This is a genomic window from Evansella halocellulosilytica (assembly GCF_002335745.1).
GTDB lineage: Bacteria > Bacillota > Bacilli > Bacillales > Salisediminibacteriaceae > Bacillus_CA > Bacillus_CA halocellulosilytica.
This window is the reverse complement of sequence record NZ_NIST01000001.1, coordinates 478,396-503,205: the sequence shown is the minus strand read 5'-3', so window position 1 is coordinate 503,205 and position 24,810 is coordinate 478,396. Positions and strand designations below refer to the sequence as shown.

General features: G+C 38.4%; 22 protein-coding genes. 16 read left to right on the top strand and 6 right to left on the bottom strand.

What is annotated here, in order from left to right; genetic code table 11:
* Nucleotides 1-7 precede the first annotated feature (7 nt).
* Nucleotides 8-1,219, top strand: coding sequence for an argininosuccinate synthase (locus tag CD001_RS02240; RefSeq protein WP_096186010.1), 1,212 nt, complete (start codon nt 8-10; stop codon nt 1,217-1,219).
* A 416-nt stretch (nt 1,220-1,635) separates the two neighbouring features.
* Entirely contained in the window at nt 1,636-3,030 is a 1,395-nt protein-coding gene (gene argH, locus CD001_RS02235; RefSeq protein ID WP_096186009.1) for an argininosuccinate lyase, read from the top strand.
* A gap of 2 nt (nt 3,031-3,032) precedes the next feature.
* On the opposite strand, the gene CD001_RS02230 is transcribed toward argH, so the two are convergent.
* Together CD001_RS02230 and cudC are read right to left on the bottom strand one after the other, a co-directional pair.
* Nucleotides 3,033-3,209 carry an H-type small acid-soluble spore protein gene (locus CD001_RS02230; RefSeq protein WP_096186008.1) on the bottom strand — a complete coding sequence of 59 codons (177 nt, stop codon included), beginning with the start codon at nt 3,207-3,209 and terminating at the stop codon, nt 3,033-3,035.
* Between the two features lie 267 nt (nt 3,210-3,476).
* Nucleotides 3,477-4,028, bottom strand: coding sequence for a choline uptake/conversion transcriptional regulator CudC (gene cudC / locus CD001_RS02225; protein WP_096186007.1), 552 nt, complete (start codon nt 4,026-4,028; stop codon nt 3,477-3,479).
* 581 nt (nt 4,029-4,609) lie between these two features.
* Between cudC and CD001_RS02220 the strand changes: the two genes are divergently transcribed.
* The 3 genes from CD001_RS02220 (at nt 4,610) to CD001_RS02210 (ending at nt 7,008) form a co-directional block, all read left to right on the top strand.
* Nucleotides 4,610-5,380, top strand: coding sequence for a transporter substrate-binding domain-containing protein (locus CD001_RS02220; RefSeq protein WP_096186006.1), 771 nt, complete (start codon nt 4,610-4,612; stop codon nt 5,378-5,380).
* A gap of 253 nt (nt 5,381-5,633) precedes the next feature.
* On the top strand, nt 5,634-6,293 hold the full coding sequence (locus CD001_RS02215) for an amino acid ABC transporter permease (RefSeq protein WP_096186005.1): 660 nt from the start codon (nt 5,634-5,636) through the stop codon (nt 6,291-6,293).
* The gene (locus tag CD001_RS02210) at nt 6,286-7,008 is read left to right on the top strand and encodes an amino acid ABC transporter ATP-binding protein (RefSeq protein ID WP_096186004.1); all 723 of its coding nucleotides are present in this window, start codon (nt 6,286-6,288) and stop codon (nt 7,006-7,008) included. Before CD001_RS02215 ends, CD001_RS02210 begins: the two co-directional genes overlap by 8 nt.
* 227 nt (nt 7,009-7,235) lie before the next feature.
* On the opposite strand, the gene CD001_RS02205 is transcribed toward CD001_RS02210, so the two are convergent.
* Nucleotides 7,236-8,987, bottom strand: a complete 1,752-nt coding sequence (locus CD001_RS02205; protein ID WP_179298578.1) for an ABC transporter ATP-binding protein — start codon at nt 8,985-8,987, stop codon at nt 7,236-7,238.
* Nucleotides 8,974-10,764, bottom strand: a complete 1,791-nt coding sequence (locus tag CD001_RS02200) for an ABC transporter ATP-binding protein (RefSeq protein ID WP_179298577.1) — start codon at nt 10,762-10,764, stop codon at nt 8,974-8,976. Before CD001_RS02200 ends, CD001_RS02205 begins: the two co-directional genes overlap by 14 nt.
* A 319-nt stretch (nt 10,765-11,083) precedes the next feature.
* On the opposite strand from CD001_RS02200, the gene CD001_RS02195 reads away from it, so the two are divergent.
* From CD001_RS02195 to aceA, 3 genes are all read left to right on the top strand, one after another.
* Nucleotides 11,084-13,291 (top strand): malate synthase G, encoded by a 2,208-nt coding sequence (locus tag CD001_RS02195; protein WP_096186001.1) that lies wholly within the window; start codon nt 11,084-11,086, stop codon nt 13,289-13,291.
* A gap of 125 nt (nt 13,292-13,416) precedes the next feature.
* Nucleotides 13,417-13,713: a hypothetical protein gene (locus tag CD001_RS02190; RefSeq protein ID WP_142303536.1), complete on the top strand. Its 297-nt coding sequence runs from the start codon at nt 13,417-13,419 to the stop codon at nt 13,711-13,713.
* Nucleotides 13,714-13,788: 75 nt separating this feature from the next.
* A complete protein-coding gene (gene aceA, locus CD001_RS02185; protein ID WP_096185999.1) occupies nt 13,789-15,072 on the top strand; it encodes an isocitrate lyase in 1,284 nt (427 codons plus the stop codon).
* Between the two features lie 225 nt (nt 15,073-15,297).
* Here the strand turns inward: aceA and CD001_RS02180 are convergent, their stop codons facing one another.
* Nucleotides 15,298-15,609, bottom strand: coding sequence for a hypothetical protein (locus CD001_RS02180; RefSeq protein ID WP_142303535.1), 312 nt, complete (start codon nt 15,607-15,609; stop codon nt 15,298-15,300).
* Between the two features lie 214 nt (nt 15,610-15,823).
* Here CD001_RS02180 and CD001_RS02175 point away from each other — a divergent pair, with 214 nt between their 5' ends.
* A complete protein-coding gene (locus CD001_RS02175) occupies nt 15,824-16,219 on the top strand; it encodes a VOC family protein (protein WP_096185997.1) in 396 nt (131 codons plus the stop codon).
* A 243-nt stretch (nt 16,220-16,462) separates the two neighbouring features.
* Here CD001_RS02175 and CD001_RS02170 read toward each other — a convergent pair whose 3' ends face one another.
* Nucleotides 16,463-17,653: a class I SAM-dependent rRNA methyltransferase gene (locus tag CD001_RS02170; RefSeq protein ID WP_096185996.1), complete on the bottom strand. Its 1,191-nt coding sequence runs from the start codon at nt 17,651-17,653 to the stop codon at nt 16,463-16,465.
* Between the two features lie 193 nt (nt 17,654-17,846).
* Between CD001_RS02170 and CD001_RS02165 the strand changes: the two genes are divergently transcribed.
* The 7 genes from CD001_RS02165 (at nt 17,847) to CD001_RS02135 (ending at nt 24,735) form a co-directional block, all read left to right on the top strand.
* On the top strand, nt 17,847-18,170 hold the full coding sequence (locus tag CD001_RS02165; RefSeq protein ID WP_096185995.1) for an antibiotic biosynthesis monooxygenase family protein: 324 nt from the start codon (nt 17,847-17,849) through the stop codon (nt 18,168-18,170).
* A gap of 238 nt (nt 18,171-18,408) precedes the next feature.
* Complete coding sequence (locus CD001_RS02160) at nt 18,409-19,362, top strand: ABC transporter permease (RefSeq protein WP_096185994.1); 954 nt, start codon at nt 18,409-18,411, stop codon at nt 19,360-19,362.
* Nucleotides 19,352-20,299, top strand: coding sequence for an iron chelate uptake ABC transporter family permease subunit (locus tag CD001_RS02155; protein WP_096185993.1), 948 nt, complete (start codon nt 19,352-19,354; stop codon nt 20,297-20,299). Before CD001_RS02160 ends, CD001_RS02155 begins: the two co-directional genes overlap by 11 nt.
* Nucleotides 20,296-21,054 carry an iron ABC transporter ATP-binding protein gene (locus CD001_RS02150; protein WP_096185992.1) on the top strand — a complete coding sequence of 253 codons (759 nt, stop codon included), beginning with the start codon at nt 20,296-20,298 and terminating at the stop codon, nt 21,052-21,054. The genes CD001_RS02155 and CD001_RS02150 overlap by 4 nt, the downstream gene beginning before the upstream one ends.
* Before the next feature lie 33 nt (nt 21,055-21,087).
* A complete protein-coding gene (locus CD001_RS02145; protein WP_096185991.1) occupies nt 21,088-22,101 on the top strand; it encodes a siderophore ABC transporter substrate-binding protein in 1,014 nt (337 codons plus the stop codon).
* A gap of 212 nt (nt 22,102-22,313) precedes the next feature.
* A complete protein-coding gene (locus CD001_RS02140; protein WP_407081089.1) occupies nt 22,314-23,123 on the top strand; it encodes an ABC transporter ATP-binding protein in 810 nt (269 codons plus the stop codon).
* Nucleotides 23,116-24,735, top strand: coding sequence for a hypothetical protein (locus CD001_RS02135; protein WP_096185990.1), 1,620 nt, complete (start codon nt 23,116-23,118; stop codon nt 24,733-24,735). The genes CD001_RS02140 and CD001_RS02135 overlap by 8 nt, the downstream gene beginning before the upstream one ends.
* The last annotated feature ends 75 nt before the right edge of the window (nt 24,736-24,810 follow it).

The window sequence follows — 24,810 nt, the reverse complement described above, 5'->3', positions numbered from 1 at the left end:
TGGGCAAATGAGTAATGGGAAAGTAATTTTAGCTTATTCCGGAGGATTGGACACTTCCGTATCAATTAAATGGATTCAAGAGAAGTATGGATATGATGTGATTGCATTAGGGCTTGACGTTGGTGAAGGGAAAGACCTTGAAGCAGTAAAAGAAAAAGCATTGAAGGTTGGTGCAGAAAAAGCGATTATTGTGAATGCAAAAGAAGAGCTTGCAAAAGGTTATTTACTGCCAGCGTTAAAAGCAAACTGCCTGTATGAAGGCAAGTATCCATTGTCTTCTGCTTTATCTCGTCCACTTATTTCAAAGCTTCTAGTTGAAGTTGCTGAACAAGAAGGTGCTGTGGCTGTTGCCCATGGATGCACTGGCAAGGGGAACGATCAAGTTCGTTTTGAAGTATCGATTCAAGCACTCGCACCACACTTAAAGGTGATCGCACCAGTACGTGAATGGGGAATGACAAGAGATGAGGAGATTGCTTATGCAGAGGAGAAAGGCATCCCGATTCCAGTTGACCTCGACAACCCTTATTCCATCGATGCGAATATTTGGGGACGTGCTTGTGAAGCCGGTGTACTGGAAGATCCGTGGAACGAAGCGCCAGAGGGAGCGTTTGACTGGACCGCACCGATTTCGATGACACCAGATGAAGCAGAGTATGTAGACATTGAATTTGAAAAAGGAGAGCCCGTTTCGTTAAATGGTAAGAAGCTGCCTTTAGTCGATATGATTGAACAGCTGAACGATATCGGCGGAAAACATGGCGTTGGCCGAATTGATCATATTGAAAATCGTCTCGTCGGCATTAAATCACGTGAAGTGTATGAAAATCCAGGAGCGCTCATTTTAATCAATGCTCATAAGGAACTGGAGTTTTTAACGTTACCTAGTGAAGTGACGAAGTTTAAACGAGAAGTGGATGAACAGATGACTCAGCTTGTTTATGATGGCTTATGGTATTCTCCGCTAAAAAATGCATTAGATGCCTTCGTAGAAGAAACACAGCAAGTCGTATCAGGGAAAATTCGTGTGAAGCTTCATAAAGGAAATCATGTTGTCGTCGCCAGACAATCGAATAATAGCTTATACAATGAGGAGCTAGCAACGTATTCAAAAGGAGACTTATTTGATCACAATGCTGCAGTAGGCTTCATTAAGCTGTGGGGATTAAGAACAAAAGTGTATTCAGAAGTGAATGATAAAGATAAAGTACTGAAATAATTCATTTTGGTGGCTACTACTATGAAAATTCCTTATTGGCAGCCAAACGTGTTTGCTTTCACCAAAGGGCACAAGCGCGACATTTTTGATAATGTATTGAAGATTGAAAGGTGACGAGTCTAATAGGTGGGAAAAGCAATAGTCGAAAATCCAACATGGTGATTGCTATATTTAGCTTAGGCATTGAATGCGTCCGCCTGCCTAATAGATAATAGCGTTACAAATCGTATTTTAAAGTGCGTGTTCAAAAAGGAGGACAAAAAGAGGTGGGTAGATCAAGGCGATGAAGTTTTGAGTAGCGGAGCGTATGGTATTAATACGTGAGTAACGGAGAAACGAGTCAACGCTGAGATACGTAAGCTTTTTTCCCGGACTTTTTGAATATCCTTTTAATGGTTTTAAAGGAGGAACTGGTCATGTCAAAGCTATGGGGCGGCAGGTTTAAAAAGGAAACGAATAAGCTCGTGGAGGAATTAACGGCTTCGATTTCTTTTGACCAAAAGCTGGCGAAAGAAGATATACAAGGAAGTCTTGCTCATGTTCAAATGCTTGGAGAAAGTGGAATAATTTCAACAGAAGATATGGAAAAAATTATTGCAGGGTTAAATAAAGTGAGCGAAAAGCTTGAGAAGGACGAACTTGAATACAACGTTTCAAATGAAGATATTCATATGAATATTGAGGCGTTTTTAATTGAAGAGATTGGCCCGGTAGGCGGGAAGCTGCATACTGGACGAAGTAGAAATGATCAAGTAGCAACCGACATGCATTTATATTTAAAAAATCATACTCAAAACATTATCGAAATGATCGAATCGGTTCAAGCTGCGATCGTTAGCCAATCAGAGGATCATATTTATACGTTGATTCCAGGCTATACGCATTTACAACGTGCTCAGCCTGTCTCATTTGCCCATCATTTGATGGCGTACTTTTGGATGCTTCAGCGTGATAAAGAAAGGTACATTGACAGCCTTGAGCGATTAAATTGGCTTCCGCTCGGGGCTGGAGCGTTAGCTGGTACGACTTTTCCGATCAACCGAGAACGTGTCGCTGAATTACTAGGATTTGACAACATTTATCCGAACAGTATGGATGCCGTAAGTAATCGAGACTTTATCGTCGAATTTTTGTCTGCCTCTTCGATGTTAATGATGCATATTTCCCGACTATCGGAAGAACTTGTTATTTGGAGCAGTGAAGAGTTTAAGTTTGTAGAATTAGACGATTCATTTTGCACAGGATCAAGTATTATGCCGCAAAAGAAAAACCCTGATGTCCCAGAGCTACTTAGAGCGAAAACAGGTCGTGTAAATGGTAGCTTAGTCGGACTTTTAACTGTGTTAAAAGGTTTGCCGTTAGCGTATAACAAAGATATGCAGGAAGATAAGGAAGGCATGTTTGATACAGTTGAGACGGTTGAAGGAACGTTGCAGCTATTAGCACCGATGATTGAATCGATGACGGTTAATGAAGAAGTCATGCGAAAAGCGATTAATCAGGATTACTCCAATGCAACAGATATTGCCGATTACCTCGTAACGAAAGGAATGCCGTTCCGTGAAGCACATGAAATTATCGGGAAAATCGTCTTAAACGCGATTGATCAAGGAAAGTATTTATTAGAGCTAAATTTAGAAGATTATCAATCATTTTCACCGTTGTTTGATGACGATATTTATGAAGTATTAGCTCATGAGCAAGTAGTCGGTGCCCGTAATAGTCAAGGAGGCACAGCACCAGAGCAAGTCCAGCAGCAAATCAAGCTCGCCAAAGAAAAACTCGACAAGTGCCAGGCACTTGTCGAATAATCTCACTCCTGTAAACGTTCGATTTCAACATCGAAATGTTTTGCAGGGTCATCGAGTGGATAGACTCTTGCTTGTTTCAAGTCTTCGTCGACTTGTTCAATGAAGATCGGGGTTCCTTTGTACGTAACTTCAATCAAATCGGGAGAATCTAAAATTTCCATAATGCGGTCTTTATGCATGTACATCACTCCAAAGTGTCTTTTACTATCGATAGGTTTTGCCACGTAACAAATGATTATTCAAATAAAAGTAATTCGACAAGTGCCAGGCACTTGTCGAATCTCTTTTTATCCTGCTTTTGGTTAGTTTCGGTCACGTTCATGTGGCATTAACAGTGGCAGTGATCTGTTCTTCTGTTACCAATATTCCGTCTTTTGTCTTTGCAAACACGTCTTCTTAGGACAACATCGTTTTTATTGTTGTTCCGTTCAACGTGTTTTTTTAAATTATTCCTCTTTGTTCACAGGAAAGGCTTCAAATATTTTACCAGTACGAATGCCGTTCACTAACTCATTCAGCCAATGGTAATAAGGCTTTGAGTGTTCTAGTTGTTCAAAAATGTTAACAGCTTCATTTTTCAGCTCATCAGACGTATCTTCTGAATGAATGACCTCTACCAGTTTCTGCTGGGCACGCTCAATCGCTTCCATGTTCAGTTTTACTTCACGTTCCCATTTTTGTGTAAAAAATTTGTTAAAGAAACGGAAGAAATCTTTCTCTGCAACATACGTATGCTTTCGGCTGCCTCTACTAAATGTCTTTTTGACGATATCAAATTCTTGAAGCTTTTTGACACCAGTACTCATGCTAGGCTTACTCATTTCGAGTTTTTCTCTCATTTCATCCAATGTCATATCTTCTTCGAAGTACATTGTGCCGTATAAATTTCCAACGCTTCTAGTGACTCCGTATAAATCCATCGTTTCTGCAAGTGACTCGATGACGAGATCTTTTGCATGATCAATTGAAGCCTTTGCTTGATCATCCTTTGGGTTCATGTAACAACCCCCTTTGGGTTAATATTAAATTTGTTAAATTTTTTTCTTACAAACTTTATGGTAACGAAACGAAAATAAATGTCAAAACATAAATTTTATTGAAATATCGTTACACGCTGTCAGGACAAGGGATAGAAAAATTTTAATTTTTTTTAGTGTGTACATTTTTTTGACAGAAAATGATGATCATATTAGATTCAAATTTTTACAAAGTATTAAATAAAAAATTAACAAAAGGAGATTCGACAAGTGCCTGGCATTTGTCGAATCTCCTTCATTTATATACAAATATTATGCATGAACAGCAAAATGGATAATACAAACATATATTGCATGAGTACTTATGTTTATACACTCCTCTCACCTGTTAGTATGCTTGGCGATAAAGGCATTTGTTATTCTCGTAATACATAGATTCTTAGATTCAAGTATGAATTAATAAGGTTATTGAAAACTGAAAATTTAAACTTTTTATAAATGGGTTGTAAATTTATTAATGCATGATAGAATTCTTTTTATGAATAAAAATTAATAATTTATAATAAAAATTCATAAAGAGCATACAGAGAGGAAGAATTAAAATGAAATCATATGTATATTTAATAGCGTTATTGGTTGCAACTGCATTTTTAACCGCTTGTGGCGAAGATGGTGATGAAAATACATTAGTTATGGGAACTTCAGCAGATTACCCGCCATTTGAATACGTAGAAACAGAGGGCAGTGAAGAAATCATCGGCTTTGACGTTGATCTCGCAAATGCGATTACAGAAGAATTAGGTTACGTACTAGAAATCGTAGATATGGATTTTAATAGTTTAATTCCGGCGTTAGATGCAGGGCGAATTGATTTTGTTCAAGCAGGGATGAGACCGACAAAAGAACGCAGAGAAAACGCTGACTTCTCCGAGATTTATTTTTATGGGGCACACATGATTGTCACATCTGAAGAAAATGGCATCGAAACGATTGAAGATCTTCAAGGAAAAACGTTAGGTGTGCAATTAGGATCGATTCAAGAAGGACAAGCAGAGGAAATTGCCGAGCAAGTTGACGGTGTAACGATTGATTCAAGAAATCGTATCCCGGAGCTCGTCCAAGAAATTCATACAGGGCGATTTGATGCGGCGATTATTGCTGATACGGTTGCAAACAATTACATTGATGAAAATCCAGAGCTAGTTGGTTTTACACTTCCAAATGAAGCGGAAGAAGACGGTAATGCCATTGCCTTTGAAAAGGGAAGTCAACTTACAGAAGAATTTAACGAAGTAATTGAAAAACTGAAAGAGGATGGCACACTCGATGAACTGATTATGAAATGGTTTGATAATGAGCAGCCAGAGGCGTAAAGTGTTTTGAATGATTTTTCGGACACTGAATCCGGGATGACGATGTAAATGCCTTCACATAGAAGTTTTCTAGGCATTCGATTCGCTATCGCACGATGATAGAGAGGGGAATCTCAAGTTTTTCCCTAAATAGCGTCTCTCATTTTCACGATTAAAAAGTAGTTTTTTGTAAAGACAACGGCTCCTACGGCCGTTAAGAATCCAATTAAGGTCTTAACAGCTTAGTTTTAAAAAAGAGAGGATGATAGTGGGCATGGGTTTGGACTTTTCGCAAATCGTGCCCTCCTTTCCTTATATATTAAAGGGAATTTGGGTAACGATTAAAATTGTTTCAGTATCAGCAATTATAGGATTTATTATTGGCGTATTTTTAAGCTTGCTAAAAATCGGAAAAGTGAAAGTGTTACGTTGGCTGGCAGATGCTTATACATCGATTTTTCGAGGAACACCGCTTGTACTGCAATTGATGATTATTTATTACGGCATGCCGCAAGTCATTGGAGTAGAAATCCCCGCCTTTGTCGCTGCAGTTGCTGCATTCGGATTAAATTCAGGAGCTTACGTCTCCGAGATTATCCGAGCAGGAATTGAAGCAATTGATAAAGGACAAACAGAAGCCGCATTGGCGCTTGGCGTTCCATACAGCGAAATGATGAAAGATATCATATTGCCGCAAGCGATGAAAAATATTTTACCGGCACTTATGAATGAGTTTATTACCTTAACGAAAGAATCTGCGATTGTCACGACAATTGGCGTGTTAGATATTATGCGTAGATCGTACATCGTCGGCGGCCAGACATATTCATTCTTTGAGCCATTATTATTTGCAGGTCTTATATATTATCTCATGGTAATGGGTCTTACTCTTCTTGGGAAAATGTTAGAGAGGAGATTGAAGCAAAGTGATTAATGTAGAGCGATTATCAAAATCATTCGGTCAGACACAAGTGTTAAGCGATATATCGACGACGATTGAAGAAGGAGAAGTTGTCACAATTGTCGGCCCGTCTGGATCAGGAAAATCAACTTTCCTCAGATGCTTAAACTTATTAGAAACCCCTTCAGAAGGGCATATATTGATTTCCGGAAAAGATGTTACAGACCCTAAAACAGATATTATGAAAATTCGTGAAGAAATTGGGATGGTGTTTCAGCATTTTTATTTATTTCCGCACATGAATGTTCTTGAAAACTTAATGTACGCCCCGATGAAAGTGCGAGGGAAGTCAAAGGCTGAAGCAGAGAAAACAGCTTTAGAACTGTTGAAAAAAGTAGGGCTGGAGAACAAAGCGGAAGATTACCCGAACCGATTATCTGGAGGTCAAAAACAGCGTGTAGCCATTGCCCGAGCGTTAGCAATGGAACCGAAAGCGATGTTATTTGATGAACCAACCTCAGCGCTCGATCCAGAAATGGTAAAAGAAGTATTACAAGTGATGAAATCATTAGCGGAGTCAGGGATAACAATGGTCATTGTTACCCATGAAATGGGTTTTGCAAAAGAGGTAGCTGATAGAATTCTCTTTTTAGACGATGGTCGTCTTGTTGAAGAAGCACCGCCAAATGAATTTTTTACAAAGCCGAAGTCAGATCGAGCTAAAGACTTTTTAGAGAAGATTTTGTAAGACTATATAAAGATCGTCTAATATCGTAAGAAGCAGCGAAGAACTCCCTAAAGATAGACAGGTGTGATAATAGCTGTTTTCCTTAGGGAGTAATTTTTAATGTCGTCCACATGATATCAAACTTAACTTAAGGATCTTTGTAAAGACAAATAAAAAGACGTTCTCATAATCGAGAAAACGCCTTGAACTAATTGAAAATATACGTTTAGTAGGTGAAAACTTAGGATCTATCCGACTTCGTTGCTTTGTTGTTGATACAGTCTCGCGTATACACCATGTTTCGTTAATAATTTTTCATGTGTGCCGAATTCAACGATTTCTCCATCATCTAAGACATAAATAACATCTGCATTTTCAATAGTAGACAACCGATGGGCAACAACGATCATGAGTCCTTCTTTCATTATACTATCTAGTGATTCCTGTACTCTCCGTTCAGTTTCCATATCTAATGCTGAGGTTGCTTCGTCAAGTAACAATATATCAGGTTTATTGACAATCGCTCTAGCAAGTGCAATACGTTGCCGCTGACCTCCGGATAACGTCAACCCCCGTTCACCAATGACTGTTTGGTACCCCTCAGGTAAACGCATAATGTAGTCATGAATATGGACAGCCTTGCATGCAGAAATAATTTGATCCATTGACACATTTTCTAAACCTAAGCGTATATTTGTTTCTAATGACTCCCGAAATAAGTACGGCTCTTGAAAAACAATATGGACTTTGTTTGACCAGCTAGAAGATGAGATATGCTGCAGTGGTGTCGTTTGATTAATTTGTATCATCCCGTCAATCATTACATTATCTTTCGACAACAGCTGTAATAAAGTTGATTTTCCGCCTCCACTTGTACCAATAAAGGCAATCTTCTGCCCTCTACTAATTGAAAGGTCAATACCCTTTAATATATTCCCTTGTGACTTATTATAGGCAAACGATACATTTGAAAAAGTAAGCTCATTTATCGACTCAGTTAACTGTTGATTACCGTCACTGAGCCGTTCTTGCTGAAATAGTTTATTTAAGCGATCATAGTAAGACATTTTTGCCGAAATTTGCAAAACTAATTGAAATAACATTTGCATCGCATTCATTAATTCCGATCCAAATTGATAAATGACGACGAGCCACCCAACCGATAAATCCCCATTAATTACAAGGTAACCACCGTAGCCTAATATTGCGATGTTTGCCCCCCATCTCATTGGATCACTTAGAAAAAGGTGCTTATTTTCTAGCTTTCCTTCCTTCATGACTGAGGTGAAATAGCGGCCAAATAAGCGATCGTATAGTGTCTTTTCCCAATTTTGCCTTTGGAAGGAAATCACTTCTCTAGTCGAGGAAATCCCTTCTTCGATATGTACTAGAAGCCTGCTTTTATCTTCTTGAACTTGTTTATTCACTTGCTTTATTTTAGGGCTGAAATAGCGACCTAAAAGAATATAAAGAATGCTGAATGTCACACAAATGAATAATATCAAAGGGCTTATGTAACCAATAATTCCCATAAGTAAGATGATATACAGCCCTTGTTGAATGACAGTTGGGATATCTTTGGTGATCGCTTCAGAAAATCCACGTATATCTTGACTAAAATAATAAACGTATCGGGCTATCCTTTCTTTTTGAAAAATCTGCAAAGGCAATTTACTAACATGTGTCATATATTCAGTTGACAAAGAAAGTAAAAACTTATTATAAACGGCATCACGTGTCATGGCATTTATAGGATTTAATATGCCAAAGCTGATAAAGCCCAAAGCGAAGATGAGGAGTAATATATGAAGTTGGTCATATTGCTGCCCCATAAACACATCATCAATGATCCATTTTTGGACACCGATAATAACAAAGTTTGTTAACATGTATAAGATAAGAACAAGCATCGAGATACTGGCAAGTACTGTAACCTTCGAGTAATTTTTCCAAAACCATGACCTTCTCTTTTGACTAACAGAGTTCTTATTTGCCTTCATAACTACTAAACTCCTTCTGAGAAGCATTTACTAATTCATAAAAGGTGCCTCGTAAACGTAGCAGTTCCTCATAAACCCCCTGCTCGACAACTTGACCTTCTTTCATGACAAAAATGTGATCCGCTCCTAATATTGTCGTTAGTCGATGTGCGACTGTGATAATTGTTCGGTTGCAGCTTAATTCATGTAAGGCCTTTTGTACATAAGCTTCACTTTCATTATCTAAAGCAGAAGTTGCTTCATCTAAAACGACAATCTTAGGATTCTTTAGAAACATTCTTGCTATAGCAATCCTTTGTTTTTGACCTCCAGAAAGCTTATACCCTCTTTCACCTACTTTCGTATCATAGCCATCCGGTAATGCTTCGATAAAATCATGAGCATAGGCTTTATTTGCTGCTCCAATGACTTGATGATCTGAAGCGTCAGGGTTACCGAAGCGAATATTCTCTTTCACTGACGTCCCGAACAAATAACCTTCTTGAAAAACGTAACCAATCTCTTCTCGTAATGATTGCAGGGATAGTTTTTTTAAAGGAATGCCATGTAACGTAATTTCACCATATTGTGGGTCGTAAAACCTTCCTATTAGTTTTATGAGTGTCGTTTTTCCACTGCCAGATGCGCCAACAATTGCAACATGTTGTCCAGCTTGTATGGTTAGTGTCACATTGTCTAAAGTAGGTGGTTGGTTAGGGTATGAAAATTGAACTCGTTTAAATTCAATCCTACTTTGTTCCTCTGGTACAGATATTGGGTCTTGGAGCTCTGCCACCTCTTCATCTTGATGATAAAACTCATATAGTCGCAATGCTTGGATCATTAACGTCTGTTGCTCGGTCAAACTAGTGACAAGGAAAGTAATGTTGAACATCATGAGCATAAAGTAAAAAAAGAATGCCACAAATTCACCGACAGTTAGTGCGTCACTCCTTACTAAATCTGCCCCAAACCAAAACAGTAGTAAGACGGCAAAATATACAGTAACGCGCCTTATTGAACCTCTCGTATGAGCGTAAAAAATTGAGTGTAACCAATGCCGGTTGTAAGAGGTAAAATGTTTAAGAAAACGAGACATTCTCCACCTTAATGCTCCGTATGCCCGCAATTCCTGCATGGAAGACATTGATTCATACACATGGTTTTCCAGCTTAACTCGATCTTCGTTGTACTTTTTCAAATATAGAAAAGCCTGTCGCTCTACCCATGGCCCAAAAATATAGTACAAAAGGTAACAAGGGATAATAAGCAATGTAAGCCATACATGTAATGTTAATAGCATTGTTCCTAAAGCAATGATCATAATTGAATATAAAATAATATTAGGAAAGTATTGACGGTAGATTTTCTGGACATCATTCACATCTGTATTTAATAACGAAAGAATTTCACCAGTTGAATTTCCTTCAATATAGCAAAATCCTAAAGCGCGTAATTTATGGAAAGCTGCATACTGTAAGTCTCTTGCTGCTTTTTCCCTAATAATTCGTTGCTGGAGATTTTTAACTCCAGTTGCAATGATCATCACAATAATAATGACAATAACAAAGCCCATTAATTGAAAAAATCCGTCAAGATCGTTTGTTGGAATGAGGTCATCAATTAAAATTTGGAAGGAGCGTGGTACGATAATTTCCCCTAACGTTAAAAATAGACCACATATGATCAAGTAAATAAGGTGCTTTTTGTAAGGTAATAAAAAGGATAAAATCCACTTATATTCATGCCAGTACTTCCGTTTTACCTTGTTTTTTTCCGTTTTTCTTTTGTGATTCAACGCAGTTTCCTCACTCTCTAACATAAAAACACTTCTAGTATTTTAAAAACAACTTAATACATTCATTAGTCATTTTATAACATTCTGCAGTTTTTATGGAAAAACCTTCAAACATTTAGAGGATAATGGTTAGTTCTTTCTAGAACATGGGTCTTAATTAAAAAGACATATCGTTAGCAAAACCTATTTCGCAAGAAATTTTCTAAAAATTTTAAAAATATGGTTGCATTATCCAATAATTGTTATATAATAAATTAAGAAAAATTAATACTGTTGTATTACAAAAAAGAATTCAAACTTTTAATGGAGGAGGGAAAGGATGGATAGCTATGTGAAAGTCGGTACCATCCATGTAGCCGAGCAGTTGTTTACATTTATTGAAAATGACGTACTTCCAAAGACAGATATTGACTCTCATTCATTTTGGCAAGGATTACAAACGTTGCTTGAAGAATTGACACCTGAAAATGAACGCCTATTAAAGAAAAGAGGGGAGATTCAGCAAAAATTAAACGACTGGAATATGAGACATAAAAGTTCCGGTCATACAGACGATTACGTCCAGTTTTTAAAAGAGATTCGATATTTAGAGGACGAGATCGGCAATTTTAAGATTGGCACAGAAAACCTCGATGATGAGTTGACGAAGCAAGCAGGACCACAGCTCGTTGTTCCAGCAAATAATGCGAGGTATGCGATTAATGCAGCAAATTCACGATGGGGGAGCTTGTATGATGCCTTATATGGTACAGATGTTATTGATGAAACAGAAGGCGCTCAGATAAAAACAGATAAGTACAATCCGATGCGTGGAGAGAAAGTTGTTCAATACGCGAAAAAGTGTCTCGATGAGTTTATTCCATTGAAAAAAGGAAGTCACCTTGATGCTGTTCATTTCATTGTTTCAAATCAACAGCTTTTAGTAGAACGAAGTGGAGGAGAACTAACCGAGCTGCAGATTCCAGGACAATTTATCGGCTATTGTGGGACAGAAAAGTCTCCAACTTCGATCCTTCTCAAACATAACGGGCTGCATATTGACATTCAAATTGACCGGGAGCATCCAATTGGTAAGGCTGACAGTGCAGGTGTAAAAGATGTTGTCATCGAATCAGCTCTATCAACAATTATCGACTTCGAAGACTCTGTTACAGCAGTCGATGCAGAAGATAAAGTTGACGTTTACCGTAATTGGCTAGGTCTGATGAAAGGGACGCTATCAGTCCAGTTTAAAAAAGGCAATCAAACTGTTGATCGCTCCTTGAACGAAAATCGCGAGTACACGACTGCAACAGGAGAGCGACTGATATTATCAGGACGTTCGCTGCTTCTCGTACGTAATGTCGGTCATTTAATGAAAACAGACCTCATCTTAAATGACTCTGGTGAAGAAATGCCTGAAGGAATTATTGATACAGTGGTCACAAGTTTAATTGCCAAACATGATTTGCTTAGTAATGGCCGGTTTAAAAACTCGCAAAATGGATCTGTATATATCGTAAAGCCGAAAATGCACGGATCTGAAGAGGTCGCTTTTGCAAATACATTGTTTGAGCGGGTAGAACAATTGTTAGGTTTGGCAAAACATACATTGAAAATCGGTGTAATGGATGAAGAACGGAGAACATCGCTAAATTTAAAACAATGTATTTTCAAGGTGAAAGACCGTATTTTTTTCATTAATACAGGATTTTTGGACCGCACTGGGGATGAAATTCACTCCTCGTTTTATGCAGGACCAATGGTGCGCAAAAGTGATATGAAATCATCAACATGGCTCAACGCCTATGAAAAATCAAATGTTCAAACTGGCCTCGCGTCTAAGTTGAATGAACAAGGACAAATTGGCAAAGGGATGTGGCCGATGCCGAATGAAATGAAGGCAATGATGGATCAAAAAATCGGTCATTTAATCGCTGGAGGGAATACAGCTTGGGTACCGTCCCCGACTGCAGCGACGTTACATGTACTGCACTATCACCAAGTCATTGTTGATGCAGTTCAAGAAAGCATAAGGAAAAATCAAACTGACTACTTACAAGAATTATTGCATGTTCCGGTCGAAATCGATCCTTCATGGTCAAGGGAAGAAGTACAACAAGAACTTGAAACGAACGCCCAAAGTATCCTTGGCTACGTCGTCCGCTGGGTAGAGCACGGAATTGGTTGTTCAAAGGTTCCGAACCTTGACGGTATCGGACTAATGGAAGATCGGGCAACGTTACGCATATCAAGCCAGCATATTTCGAATTGGTTATATCACCAAATCTGTTCAGAGGAACAGGTAATTGACACAATGAAGGAAATGGCGAGAGTTGTTGATGAACAAAATGCTCATGACCCATATTACGTACCGATGTCCAATCGTTTCGAAGAGTCTGTAGCATTTCAAGCAGCATTAGAGTTAGTGTTGGACGGAAAAGAACAGCCTAATGGGTATACCGAGCCGATTCTTCATCGAAGAAGGCGAGAGTATAAGAGCTTGTTCAAAAAAGAAGGACAACAAGAACCAAGTAGAACAATGTGACGAGGTTTTGAGTCGCGGAGCGTATGATGTTAAAGCGTGAATCACCGAGAAACAAAAGTGATTTTTTCCAGACTTTAAAAAAATATGTTTCAAAGAAGATAAATTAAATGGAAAGGGTGTTTACGTTGAACACAAAGCAAATGACGACGGCTGAACAGTTAATCGATCGTTGGGTAAAACAAAAGTTCCGTGCAGGAAAAACAGAAGAAGATCTCAATGAAACGGTATTTATTTATGGTGACCAGCTGCTGCATCTAGCAACGGATGAATGGGGCAGTATGAATGTAGAATCGAAAGGAGTTAATGACGTCGTTATTTTCCGCTTACCAGAAGAACCGACCGTCGAAAATATTTGTAGAGCGTGCGGCATGGAATACGATGATGAAAAAGCGGCTATGGAGTGCTGTGCGTATTTAGAGTAATTTTTTAGATATATTGTTATATAACAAAATGATATAACGATAATTGTAATAAAACATTAGAAAGGGGAATAATCGATGAGAAATCGTGAAGAACAAATGAAGAAGGTTGAGCAATCGTGGGAGGAGGAGCGCTGGAAAGGTGTAGAAAGACCGTACAGCGGTGAAGATGTCGTCAACCTTCGCGGGTCTGTCATTGTCGAGCAGACACTAGCACGTATGGGAGCAGAACGACTGTGGAACTTAATGAAAACCGAAGATTATATCGCTGCATTAGGTGCACTTACTGGAAATCAGGCGATGCAGCAAGTGAAAGCAGGTTTAAAAGCGATCTATTTAAGCGGTTGGCAAGTTGCCGCAGATGCGAATTTAGCAGGTCAAATGTATCCTGATCAAAGTCTTTACCCGGCAAACAGTGTGCCTCAAGTCGTGCGAAGAATCAACCAAACATTTCAGCGGGCAGATCAAATTCAGCAAGTCGAAGGAACAGGTGATACAAACTGGTTTGCCCCAATCGTTGCAGATATGGAAGCAGGATTTGGCGGACCGCTTAATGTATTTGAACTAACAAAAGCGATGATTGAAGCTGGAGCAGCTGGTGTTCATCTGGAAGATCAATTATCATCAGAAAAGAAGTGCGGCCATTTAGGCGGGAAAGTACTACAGCCGACGCAAACAGCGGTCCGAAACTTAATTGCTGCTCGACTGGCTGCTGATGTGATGAATGTACCGACTGTCATTATCGCAAGAACAGATGCGAATGCAGCGAACTTGCTCACGAGTGACGTTGATCCGTATGACCACTCATTTTTAACCGGAGAACGAACTTCAGAAGGCTTTTATCGTACGAAACCAGGACTTGAACAAGCAATATCGAGAGGACTCGCTTATGCTCCTTATGCAGACTTACTTTGGTGCGAGACGAGTGAACCAAATCTTGAAGAAGCGAAAAAATTTGCAGATGCGATCCATAAAAAATACCCAGGAAAGTTGCTTGCTTATAATTGTTCACCTTCATTTAATTGGAAAAAGAAGCTTGATGAACAAACGATTGCCGAATTCCAAAAAGAGTTAGGGGAAATGGGTTATAAATTCCAATTCGTCACTCTTGCCGGATTCCATGCACTCAACCACAGCATGTTCGAACTTGCATTAGACTATAAAGATCAAGGAATGGCAGCTTACTCCAAGCTCCAGCAAGCTGAGTTTTCTTCAGAGAGTGACGGGTATACAGCAACGAGACACCAGCGCGAAGTCGGCACGGGCTATTTTGATGAAGTATCTCAAGCAATTTCAGGTGGTTCATCCTCTACATTAGCGTTAAAAAATTCTACCGAAGAAGAACAATTCCAAAAAGCATAGGAGGGTGTGGAAGTGAATGGAGTTGATTTGGTTATTTAATTAGGTTTTTTATTCTCATTAGATCGTTCAATTATGTATGATTTAAACGATACAAATTGACTCAATTTCCATGCTTTAAAAATAACTGATCGACCTGTGATCGACTAATTATGAAATTAGCAGTCACAGGTCGTTATTTATTACATTCTTAGTAACCACATGCTTTGCCCGTGTGAATATAAACCTTTATGGGGTGTAATACTGTTTAGGCGCAACTTCACTTCGAATGAACGCAACTTCTCTTAGTTTAGACGTAACTTCACTTCGAATGAACGCAACTTCTCTTAGTTTAGGCGCAACTTCACTTCGAATGAACGCAACTTCTCTTAGTTTAGACGTAACTTCACTTCGAATGAACGCAACTTCTCTTAGTTTAGGCGCAACTTCACTTCGAATGAACGCAACTTCTCTTAGTTTAGACGCAACTTCACTTCGAATGAACGCAACTTCTCCAAGTTTAGGCGCAACCCAGCTTATCACCTCTATACGGGTAATCAATAAAGATAGAGAAATATGCTAAAATTAGGTTAGAGATTGTGAGTTATGATGAAAAGAACTTAAAGTAACGGAGCAATAAAGTTAAAAAAGTTATTGATCTCGTTACCGAATTGTTTTATTTCCCCGATTAAGAGGTTGAGTCGTGTTTCATTGTGTACATTTGATTTACAAAACAACGAAGGCCAAAAATAATTGAAAGGGAAGAGGGATGATTATGATTAAATATAAATGCCTCCATCATGTGAGTCTTACTGTTACAGATTTAGAAAGGGCAAAAGAGTTCTATGGGAAAACTTTATGTTTAAAAGAAATCCCGCGTCCTGATTTTGATTTTCCTGGTGCTTGGTATGACATAGAGGGACAGCAACTCCACTTGATCGTCGCCCCCTCATCACAGACTATTCGACAGGATAAAAGCTTATCCAGCAGGGAAGGACACTTTGCCTTGAGAGTTCAGAACTACTTTGACGTTCTTAAATGGTTAGAACAGAATGAAGTTGAAATCCTTGAAAAACGACACGGAAAAAGTGGATTTGCACAAATTTTCTGTGCTGACCCAGATGGTAACTTGATTGAACTAAACGTGGATCAAGAAGATCTAGCATTTTAACTTCTAAATTAGTTTGGAAAAAATATAACCTTTAGATGCGTATAACAGGAAAATGCCCCCCCTTTATACAGGAGGCATTTTCTTCGTGCTGGGCATGCCACAGAACGTGGCGTATTGCCGGGTTTACGGATCTAGCTTCAAAGTGATACTAGAAGAGGAAGAGGCAGCGCTTTTTGCCGATAGGCGGACGCCTTCCGCTTTTCTTATTAAGGCAGATTGCTCTAGCCACTTCATACGACAAGCCTATTGCACCTGTATAAAGACGACTTTTAAATAATCTCCCTCAGGAAATTGCGGTGCGACAACAAAATCCTCTGGAAGTGAATGCTCTTCAAGCACTTTATATTTATTTCCCGATTCGTGAAAAGCTTGATCGATAAAACGTTTAAATTTCTCCATTGGGACTTTAGCGGCGTTCGTTGAAGCAACAATAACCCCGTTTTTCTCTGTTATCGCAATCGTTTGCTTTAACAAATCTTTATAATCCTTCTCGGCACTGAACGTTTTCTTTTTTGAACGAGCAAAGCTTGGTGGGTCAAGAATGACCAAGTCGAACGATAATCCTTTCTTCACAGCGTAGTTATAGTAATCAAAGACATCTTGAACAACAATGTCATGTGCTTCGTAATCAAGGCTGTTCATACTAAATTGCTCGATTGTTTTTTCGTAGCTTCGGTTTGCAAGGTCGACACTCGTTGTTTTCTCAGCACCGCCGATTACAGCGAAGACAGAAAAGGCACCTGTGTAGGAAAACGTATTAAGGACACGTTTTCCATTGGCATATTTATCACGAATCGAACGGCGGACGTCTCGTTGATCAAGAAATACGCCCACCATTGCTCCTTCGTTTAAATAGACAGCGAAGTTTATCCCATTTTCTTTTACGGTGAGTGGAAATTCTCCACGTTTACCAGTAACAAAATCATCATCATTTATGTATTTGCCGCCTGTTTTAAACCGCTTTTTTTCATAAATGCCTTTAAAATCTGTTACCGTCTCCAGTGCTCGGACGACTTGCTGTTTAAACGAATAGATTCCTTCACTGTACCAGTTTAAAAGGTAATAGCCGTCAAAGTTATCAATCGTTACTCCTCCGATGCCATCTCCTTCACCGTTAAAGACACGAAAGGCCGTTGTGTTCACATCATCAAATATACGGGTTCTTTTTTGCAAGGCCTTTGCTAGCTTTTTTTCAAAAAAACGGTCATCGATCTGTTCATTTAGCTTTTGTGACAAGATCCAACCGTACCCTTTGTTTTGCCTGCCATAGTACCCACGGCCAAGAAAGCTGCCAGATTCGTCTGTTACGTATAACAGCTGCCCTTCTACCTTTAATGAATCAGGATTGGCAATAGCATCTTTAAGAAGGAGCGGGTAGCCAGATTTATATTTATTTGCGTGTTTTTGCTTAATGATTAATTGAATTTCACTCACGACATTCTCATTCCTTTACGATTCAATATTCATATTCTTTCACGAATTGCATGAGAAAACAAACAGATTTACCCCTTATTTTAAAAATGAAAACGCAAAACTTTCCACTTTTCTTGTTGACAATGAGAATCACTTTCAATTAACATTAAATGAGAATGATAATCATTTAATTGGAATGAAATGGGGGGGAACGATGTTTGTACAGACGAAGACTATCACTGTCAAAGAAGGTACTTCTCAGTTAGTTGTAGATCGATTTAGCGGCAAAGGTCTAATTGAGAACCAAGACGGCTTCATTGACTTAAGTGTGTTAGTAAAAAAACAACGAAGAGGTGCAGAGGAAGTAATCGTTCTCATCCGTTGGGAATCTGAAATGCATTGGAAGCAATGGGAGAAGAGTGACGATCACTTGAACATGCATAAGCAAAATCGAGGGAAGCCGAAGCCGGAACATATTATTGAATCTAGTCAATCAGTATATGAAGTTAAAGCAGTTAAAGGTGCAGCAGCTTCCTAATATAATTGAATTCACCATCTAAATAGGCTGTACTTTTAAAGATTGAACCTTTTAGATCGTCGAATCCGTTATTGACGGACGCTTTTCGCGGGAGTCACCACCTTTCACTTCTTCGAATGTTCAATAAAACTTCAATAAATAACACCTTGTTTCTCAATCAAAGTTTCATAGACGAGATGAACAAGGTGGTTCGATTTTTGAAACAGATGCTGTATTTTGTCGTTGGCGGGGGAAACGTATGAAACTTAAATACTTAATTATTCTATTAATCATCTTTTCAGTGACATCATTATTTATTGGTGTCACCGAATTAACACCGATGCAACTGTTCAATATGAGTGAGCATCAGGCAAACATATTCTGGACCAGTCGAGTGCCACGTCTCATCAGTATTATTATTGCTGGGGTAAGTATGAGTATTTGTGGTCTCATTATGCAGCAGCTGACGAGGAATAAATTTGTTTCTCCAACGACAGCGGGAACAATGGATTCCGCAAGATTAGGCATTCTCGTTTCACTATTAGTATTTTCAACAGCTAGTCCATTTACGAGAGTATTTGTCGCTTTCTTATTTGCGTTAGCCGGAACCTTTATTTTTATGAAAATACTAGAAAAAATAAAATTTAAAAATGCTATTTTCATACCGCTTGTAGGAATTATGTTTGGGAACATTATCGGGTCGATTACGACATTTTTCGCTTACCAGCACGATTTGATTCAAAACATCTCAGCTTGGCTTCAAGGGAATTTTGCAACGGTGATGACCGGAAGCTATGAATTGCTTTATATTAGTGTACCGCTCGTTCTTCTTGCATATCTTTATGCCAATAAATTTACGGTCGCTGGTATGGGAGAGGACTTTGCAAAAAACTTAGGGCTCAATTATCGACAAGTCGTGAACCTCGGGTTAGTCATTGTGGCGATGATTACGTCGACGGTTATATTAACAATCGGTGTCATTCCGTTTCTCGGACTTGTCGTTCCAAACATCGTAACGATCTTTCAAGGAGATAACATTCGTAAAAATTTGCCTCATACAGCACTGTTAGGGGCCGTCTTTGTTCTCTTCTGTGACATATTAGGCAGGGTTATCATCTACCCGTATGAAATTCCGATTGGTTTGACAGTCGGTGTCATTGGCAGCGGAATATTTCTTTATATGCTTCTAAGGAGAAAGTCACATGGGTTATAAAGCGAAAATAACGATACTCACAATCATCGCATTAGCTGTCACGGTTATATATATGACAATCCAATCGAGCGGGAACTGGGAATACGTGCTACCGAGACGAGGTTCTAACGTATTAGCGATTATCATTACGGGTGGGGCAATCGCTTTTTCAACGGTGATCTTCCAGACGATCACAAATAATCGCATTTTAACACCGAGTATTATCGGACTTGACTCATTATACATGCTCATCCAAACGTTCATTATTTTTACGTTCGGTTCAATGAGTTTTGCGATGACCAATGCGAATGTTAACTTTTTAATTTCTGTAGGGTTTATGATTTTGTTTGCTGCCCTGTTTTATAAAGTGCTCTTCTCGAGTGAAGAAAATAATATTTATTTTCTACTACTAATTGGGCTCGTACTCGGAACGTTATTTTCGAACTTATCAACTTTTATGCAAGTGTTAATTGATCCGAATGAATTTATGTCAATTCAAAATCGAATGTTTGCAAGCTTTAACAATGTGAATACTGATCTTCTGACGATTTCGATTGTTGTCATCATTTTAGTAAGTTGTTACTTTTATCGGTTTTTCAAATACTTAGATGTGATTGCCTTAGGAAAAGAGCACGCCATTAATCTTGGTGTTCCTTATCACTTTGTAGTGAAACGAATGCTTTTTATTATCGCGGTTCTCGTATCTGTTGCAACGGCATTAGTTGGGCCGATTACCTTCCTTGGCTTGCTCGTTGCGAATGTAACGTATGAATTTATGAAGACATATCGACATCATCAGTTGATTCTTGCATCAATTATGATCAGTATTATCGCACTAGTCGGAGGACAACTCATCGTAGAAAGGGTCTTCACATTTTCCACGACGTTAAGTGTTATTGTGAACTTTATCGGTGGCGTTTACTTCTTGTATCTTTTATTAAGGGAGCGAAAAGTATGATCCAGGTTAAGAATATCTTCAAAAAATATGGAAATAAACGTGTCGTTGATGATATTTCTGTTTCGATTCAAAAAGGTAAGATCACGACGTTCATCGGACCGAACGGAGCAGGGAAAAGTACACTTCTTTCGATGGTCAGCCGTCTTATTTCAAGGGATGATGGAGAGGTTCTTATTGATAATAAAGGCGTAGACCACTGGAAAAACAAAGAGCTAGCAAAGCGAGTCTCCATATTAAAACAAACGAACAACATTAGTTTACGATTAACGATTCGTGAGCTCGTATCCTTTGGGCGTTTCCCTTATTCTCAAGGGAATTTAACAGATGAGGATTGGGAGCACGTCGATCAAGCGATCCGTTACTTAGAGCTAGAAGATATTCAAGACAAATACCTCGACCAGCTTAGTGGCGGTCAGAGGCAGCGGGCATATATCGCAATGGTTGTCGCTCAAAACACTGAATATGTTTTACTCGATGAGCCATTAAATAACTTAGATATGAAACATTCCGTTCAAATTATGAAAGTACTCCAGCGTATGGTGAGAGAGCTTGGAAAAACAGTCGTTATTGTCATACACGACATCAACTTTGCCTCTTGTTACTCTGATTACATCGTAGCGCTAAAAGACGGAAGAGTTGTCAAAGAAGGCCCGACAGATGACATTATTAAAAGCGGAGTTTTAAAAGAGATTTATGATCTCGACATTGAAGTGAAAGATATAAATTGTAATCGAATATGCGTGTATTTTACTTAACTAGAATAATAGAAAAATAATGGGGTGACGAAAATGAAAAAACAATTAACATTATTATTCATGATTCTTTTATTAACAATGGCTGCAGTGGCATGCGGGACTGAAGAAGACGCAAGTGGCGCGACTGCTGCTGACGAGACGAATGAGGAAGAAACGGAAGCAACTGACGATACTGAAGCTACAGATGATGAAGCAGAACAATCAGGTGAAGTCGTTGTTGAGCATGAATTAGGAGAAACAACTGTAACGAAAAGCCCTGAAAACGTCGTCGTATTTGACTATGGTGTACTTGATACATTAAGAGAATTAGAGGCAGATATTGCGGCAGTGCCACAAGGAAACATTCCTCACTATTTAGATGAGTTCGAAGACAGTGCATATGAAAACGCAGGGACATTGTTTGAGCCTGATTTTGAAAAAATTTATGATATCCAGCCAGAGCTGATTATTATTTCTGGCAGATCCTCAGAGGCGTATGATGAATTGAACGATATTGCACCAACGATTTATATGGGTGTTGATACAGAAAATTACGTAGAGTCTTTCAAAAAAAATGCACGTGTTTTAGGAGAAATCTTTGAAAAAGAAGATGTTGTTGAAGGCGCATTAGCGGATATTGAGGGAGCGATTGAGACGCTTAATAGTGAAGCGTCTGAAAGTGACAAAAACGGTCTGATCATCTTAGCAAATGATGGTAGTGTCAGTGCATACGGTCCAGGGTCAAGATTTGGTGTCATCCATGAAGACTTTGGGATATCACCAGCAGATGAGCAAATTGAGGCTTCTACGCACGGTCAAAATATTTCTTTTGAGTATATTGTTGAAACAGATCCTGACTACATTTTCGTGATTGACCGTGACCAGGCAATCGGCGAAGATGAGGATGCTGGAAGCCAATCAATCGTTGAAAATGAACTTGTCATGAACACGAAAGCATATGAAGAAGGGAATATTATATACCTTGACCCTGCATATTGGTACTTAGCAGGTGGCGGACTAACATCTGTTTCTGAAATGGTCAGTGAAATCCAAGAAGCAATCAATTAAATAAGAAATACAGCTCATAAGCGGAAACTCCCGTTTATGAGCTGTTTTCATATACTACCGGAATGAATAAAACAGATGGAATATAATGACAACTAACAATTTAAACATGAAAACATGCAATATAAGTGGCTCTTGGAAAGTTCCATTCGATAAACCATGTATGAGCCAGTTTCAATGAAAATTATGTTAAAATATGGTTAATGAACGGGAGGGTGATCGTAATCGAACAAAATAAGCAGCCGGTTATTTCATTAAAAGGTTTAACGAAACGATTTGGAAGTAAAGAGATTTTAAAAAGTATAGATTTACAAGTATATGAAGGTCAGATTATCGGGTATATCGGGCCGAACGGAGCAGGGAAGAGTACGACTGTGAAAATTATGCTCGGTCTAGTTGATGACTATGGTGGGTCAGTGAAAATATTTGGTGAAGAGCTGACGACGGATACAGTTGACTATAAAAGACGAATTGGCTATGTACCTGAAACAGCAGAGTTGTATGAAAACTTAACTGCACAAGAGTATTTATCTTTCGTTGGCGAGCTTTATGGAATGGATTCAAAGGAAATCGACCACAAAGCAAGAAAACTTGTTAAATTGCTAGGAATCGATGACGTATACAAAAAACGGATTTCTTCATACTCAAAAGGAATGCGGCAAAAAGTGCTGTTAATCTCAAGTTTATTACATAATCCTGACTTGCTTTTCCTTGACGAACCATTAAGCGGTCTTGATGCGAATAGTATGATGATTGTGAAAGACATTTTGGCTCAGCTAGCTGTTCAAGGAAAAACGATATTTTATTCTTCGCACATTATGGATGTTGTCGAGAAAATAAGTAATCGTATTGTTTTGCTCAATGGAGGAGAAATTGTTGCCGATGGAAGCTTTGAACAATTAAAGGGGAAAAATCTAGAAGGGTCTCTTGAAGAAATCTTTAATGAACTCACTGGATTTGATGAATATAAAGGAGTCGCTGAAGAATTTGTAGCGGTCGTTCAAGGAGATTCATTATATGAATGATTTTAAATCGTTACAAATACTCGACCGTTTCCGATCACTCTTTAAGAAGGCGGATATTGATTATCCAGCTATGAGAAAAATATTGCAGTTAAAATTGACGATGGATCGCCGTCGTGTGCCAACTGTGTTTCAGCAAAACAAGAAAAAAGAGCAAAATGATTCAAACCAGTTTATAAAATTATTATGGTTTTATGCCCTGTTAGGCCTATTTCTCATTCCTTTTATGCTTATTGGTGAGTATTTTCTCTTTCAAATGAGTATCGTTTATGGGATTTCCATGTTCATCATTATGACTACAATGATATCTGACTTTTCATCTGTATTGCTAGATATTCGCGATCGAAACATTTTACATACAAAGCCAGTGTCAGGTAAGACAATCGGAGCTGCCAAAGTTATTCATGTGTTCATATATATGCTGTTTTTAACAGCAGCAATTATGCTTGTACCACTAATCGTCAGTGTTTTTGCCAAAGGACCGTTATTTGCTATCATTTTTCTTGTTAACATTATTTTTATTGATTTACTTATTGTTGTCATGACAGCTGTGCTATATATTCTTATTCTAAAATTTTTTGATGGTGAGCGATTAAAAGATATCATTAATTACGTACAAATTGGGTTATCTATTTCCATTTTGATAGGGTATCAAGTATTAATTCGTTCGTTTGAATACGTTGATTTTAATATCGTCTTTCAACTGGAATGGTGGCATTTTATCATCCCACCAATTTGGTATGGAGCGACCTTTGAAGTGCTTCTTAATGGAAACATTGACCCCATATTGATTGCATTATCTTTAATTGGGATTCTTATCCCACCTATATCGATTATTTTATATAGTAAGCTTACTCCTGTTTTTGAAAGGAACTTACAGAAGCTATCAGAACAAGGGGGCAGTGACGGAAATCGGAAAAATATTTTTCAAAGCAAACTATCTGCCATTGTCTACCTAACGAAACAAGAACGGGCTTTTTACAACTTTGCAAGTATTATGATGAAAAATGAACGCCAGTTTAAATTAAAAGTTTATCCAACTTTAGGCTTTTCTCTCGTCATACCGTTTTTATTTATGTTTAACATTTTAAGGGATCTTTCGCTTGAGGAGCTTGCCAGCACAAACTATCACTTATCGATTTATTTTTCTCTCATGATGATTCCGACTGTTATTAGTAGTTTGAAATTTTCGGGAGCTTATAAAGGATCATGGATATACGGCGTGACCCCGATACGTGAAAAGAGTGCTATTTATAAAGGGACATTAAAAGCATTTTTATATCGGCTGTTCTTGCCGATATACTTATTGTTAAGTGTCGTATTCATCATTATGTTTGGCACACATATTCTCATTGATTTATTCATTGTGATTATCAATGCCTCCATATATATTGTTATTTGTTTTAAAGCCACATTTAAATCGGTCCTTCCATTTTCAGCTTCATTTAATGCAGTGAGTGAAAGTGATGGATATAAAGTGTTTATATTAATGGGACTCATTTTGATTTTCAGTGCTGTTCATTATTACGTGATTACAATGGAATATCATGTTTACTTTTATTTAGTATTGCTCCTAATTATTCAGTTAATCGTTTGGCGGAAATTACTGAAGTAATCACAGCTCATGGTTGGTGAGCGAAGCCCTTGAATGGTTGAATTCGAGGGCTTTATGCATCACCATAGTATTGAC

Bases quoted from the DNA above. Each gene is read 5' to 3' on its own strand.
- aceA (WP_096185999.1), top strand. From the start codon at position 13,789: ATGAGAAATCGTGAAGAACAAATGAAGAAGGTTGAGCAATCGTGGGAG.
- CD001_RS02230 (WP_096186008.1), bottom strand. From the start codon at position 3,209: ATGCATAAAGACCGCATTATGGAAATTTTAGATTCTCCCGATTTGATT.
- CD001_RS02145 (WP_096185991.1), top strand. From the start codon at position 21,088: ATGAAAAAACAATTAACATTATTATTCATGATTCTTTTATTAACAATG.
- cudC (WP_096186007.1), bottom strand. From the start codon at position 4,028: ATGAACCCAAAGGATGATCAAGCAAAGGCTTCAATTGATCATGCAAAA.
- CD001_RS02195 (WP_096186001.1), top strand. From the start codon at position 11,084: ATGGATAGCTATGTGAAAGTCGGTACCATCCATGTAGCCGAGCAGTTG.
- CD001_RS02160 (WP_096185994.1), top strand. From the start codon at position 18,409: ATGAAACTTAAATACTTAATTATTCTATTAATCATCTTTTCAGTGACA.
- CD001_RS02165 (WP_096185995.1), top strand. From the start codon at position 17,847: ATGTTTGTACAGACGAAGACTATCACTGTCAAAGAAGGTACTTCTCAG.
- CD001_RS02150 (WP_096185992.1), top strand. From the start codon at position 20,296: ATGATCCAGGTTAAGAATATCTTCAAAAAATATGGAAATAAACGTGTC.
- CD001_RS02205 (WP_179298578.1), bottom strand. From the start codon at position 8,987: ATGAAGGCAAATAAGAACTCTGTTAGTCAAAAGAGAAGGTCATGGTTT.
- argH (WP_096186009.1), top strand. From the start codon at position 1,636: ATGTCAAAGCTATGGGGCGGCAGGTTTAAAAAGGAAACGAATAAGCTC.
- CD001_RS02155 (WP_096185993.1), top strand. From the start codon at position 19,352: ATGGGTTATAAAGCGAAAATAACGATACTCACAATCATCGCATTAGCT.
- CD001_RS02175 (WP_096185997.1), top strand. From the start codon at position 15,824: ATGATTAAATATAAATGCCTCCATCATGTGAGTCTTACTGTTACAGAT.
- CD001_RS02215 (WP_096186005.1), top strand. From the start codon at position 5,634: ATGGGTTTGGACTTTTCGCAAATCGTGCCCTCCTTTCCTTATATATTA.
- CD001_RS02135 (WP_096185990.1), top strand. From the start codon at position 23,116: ATGAATGATTTTAAATCGTTACAAATACTCGACCGTTTCCGATCACTC.
- CD001_RS02240 (WP_096186010.1), top strand. From the start codon at position 8: ATGAGTAATGGGAAAGTAATTTTAGCTTATTCCGGAGGATTGGACACT.
- CD001_RS02220 (WP_096186006.1), top strand. From the start codon at position 4,610: ATGAAATCATATGTATATTTAATAGCGTTATTGGTTGCAACTGCATTT.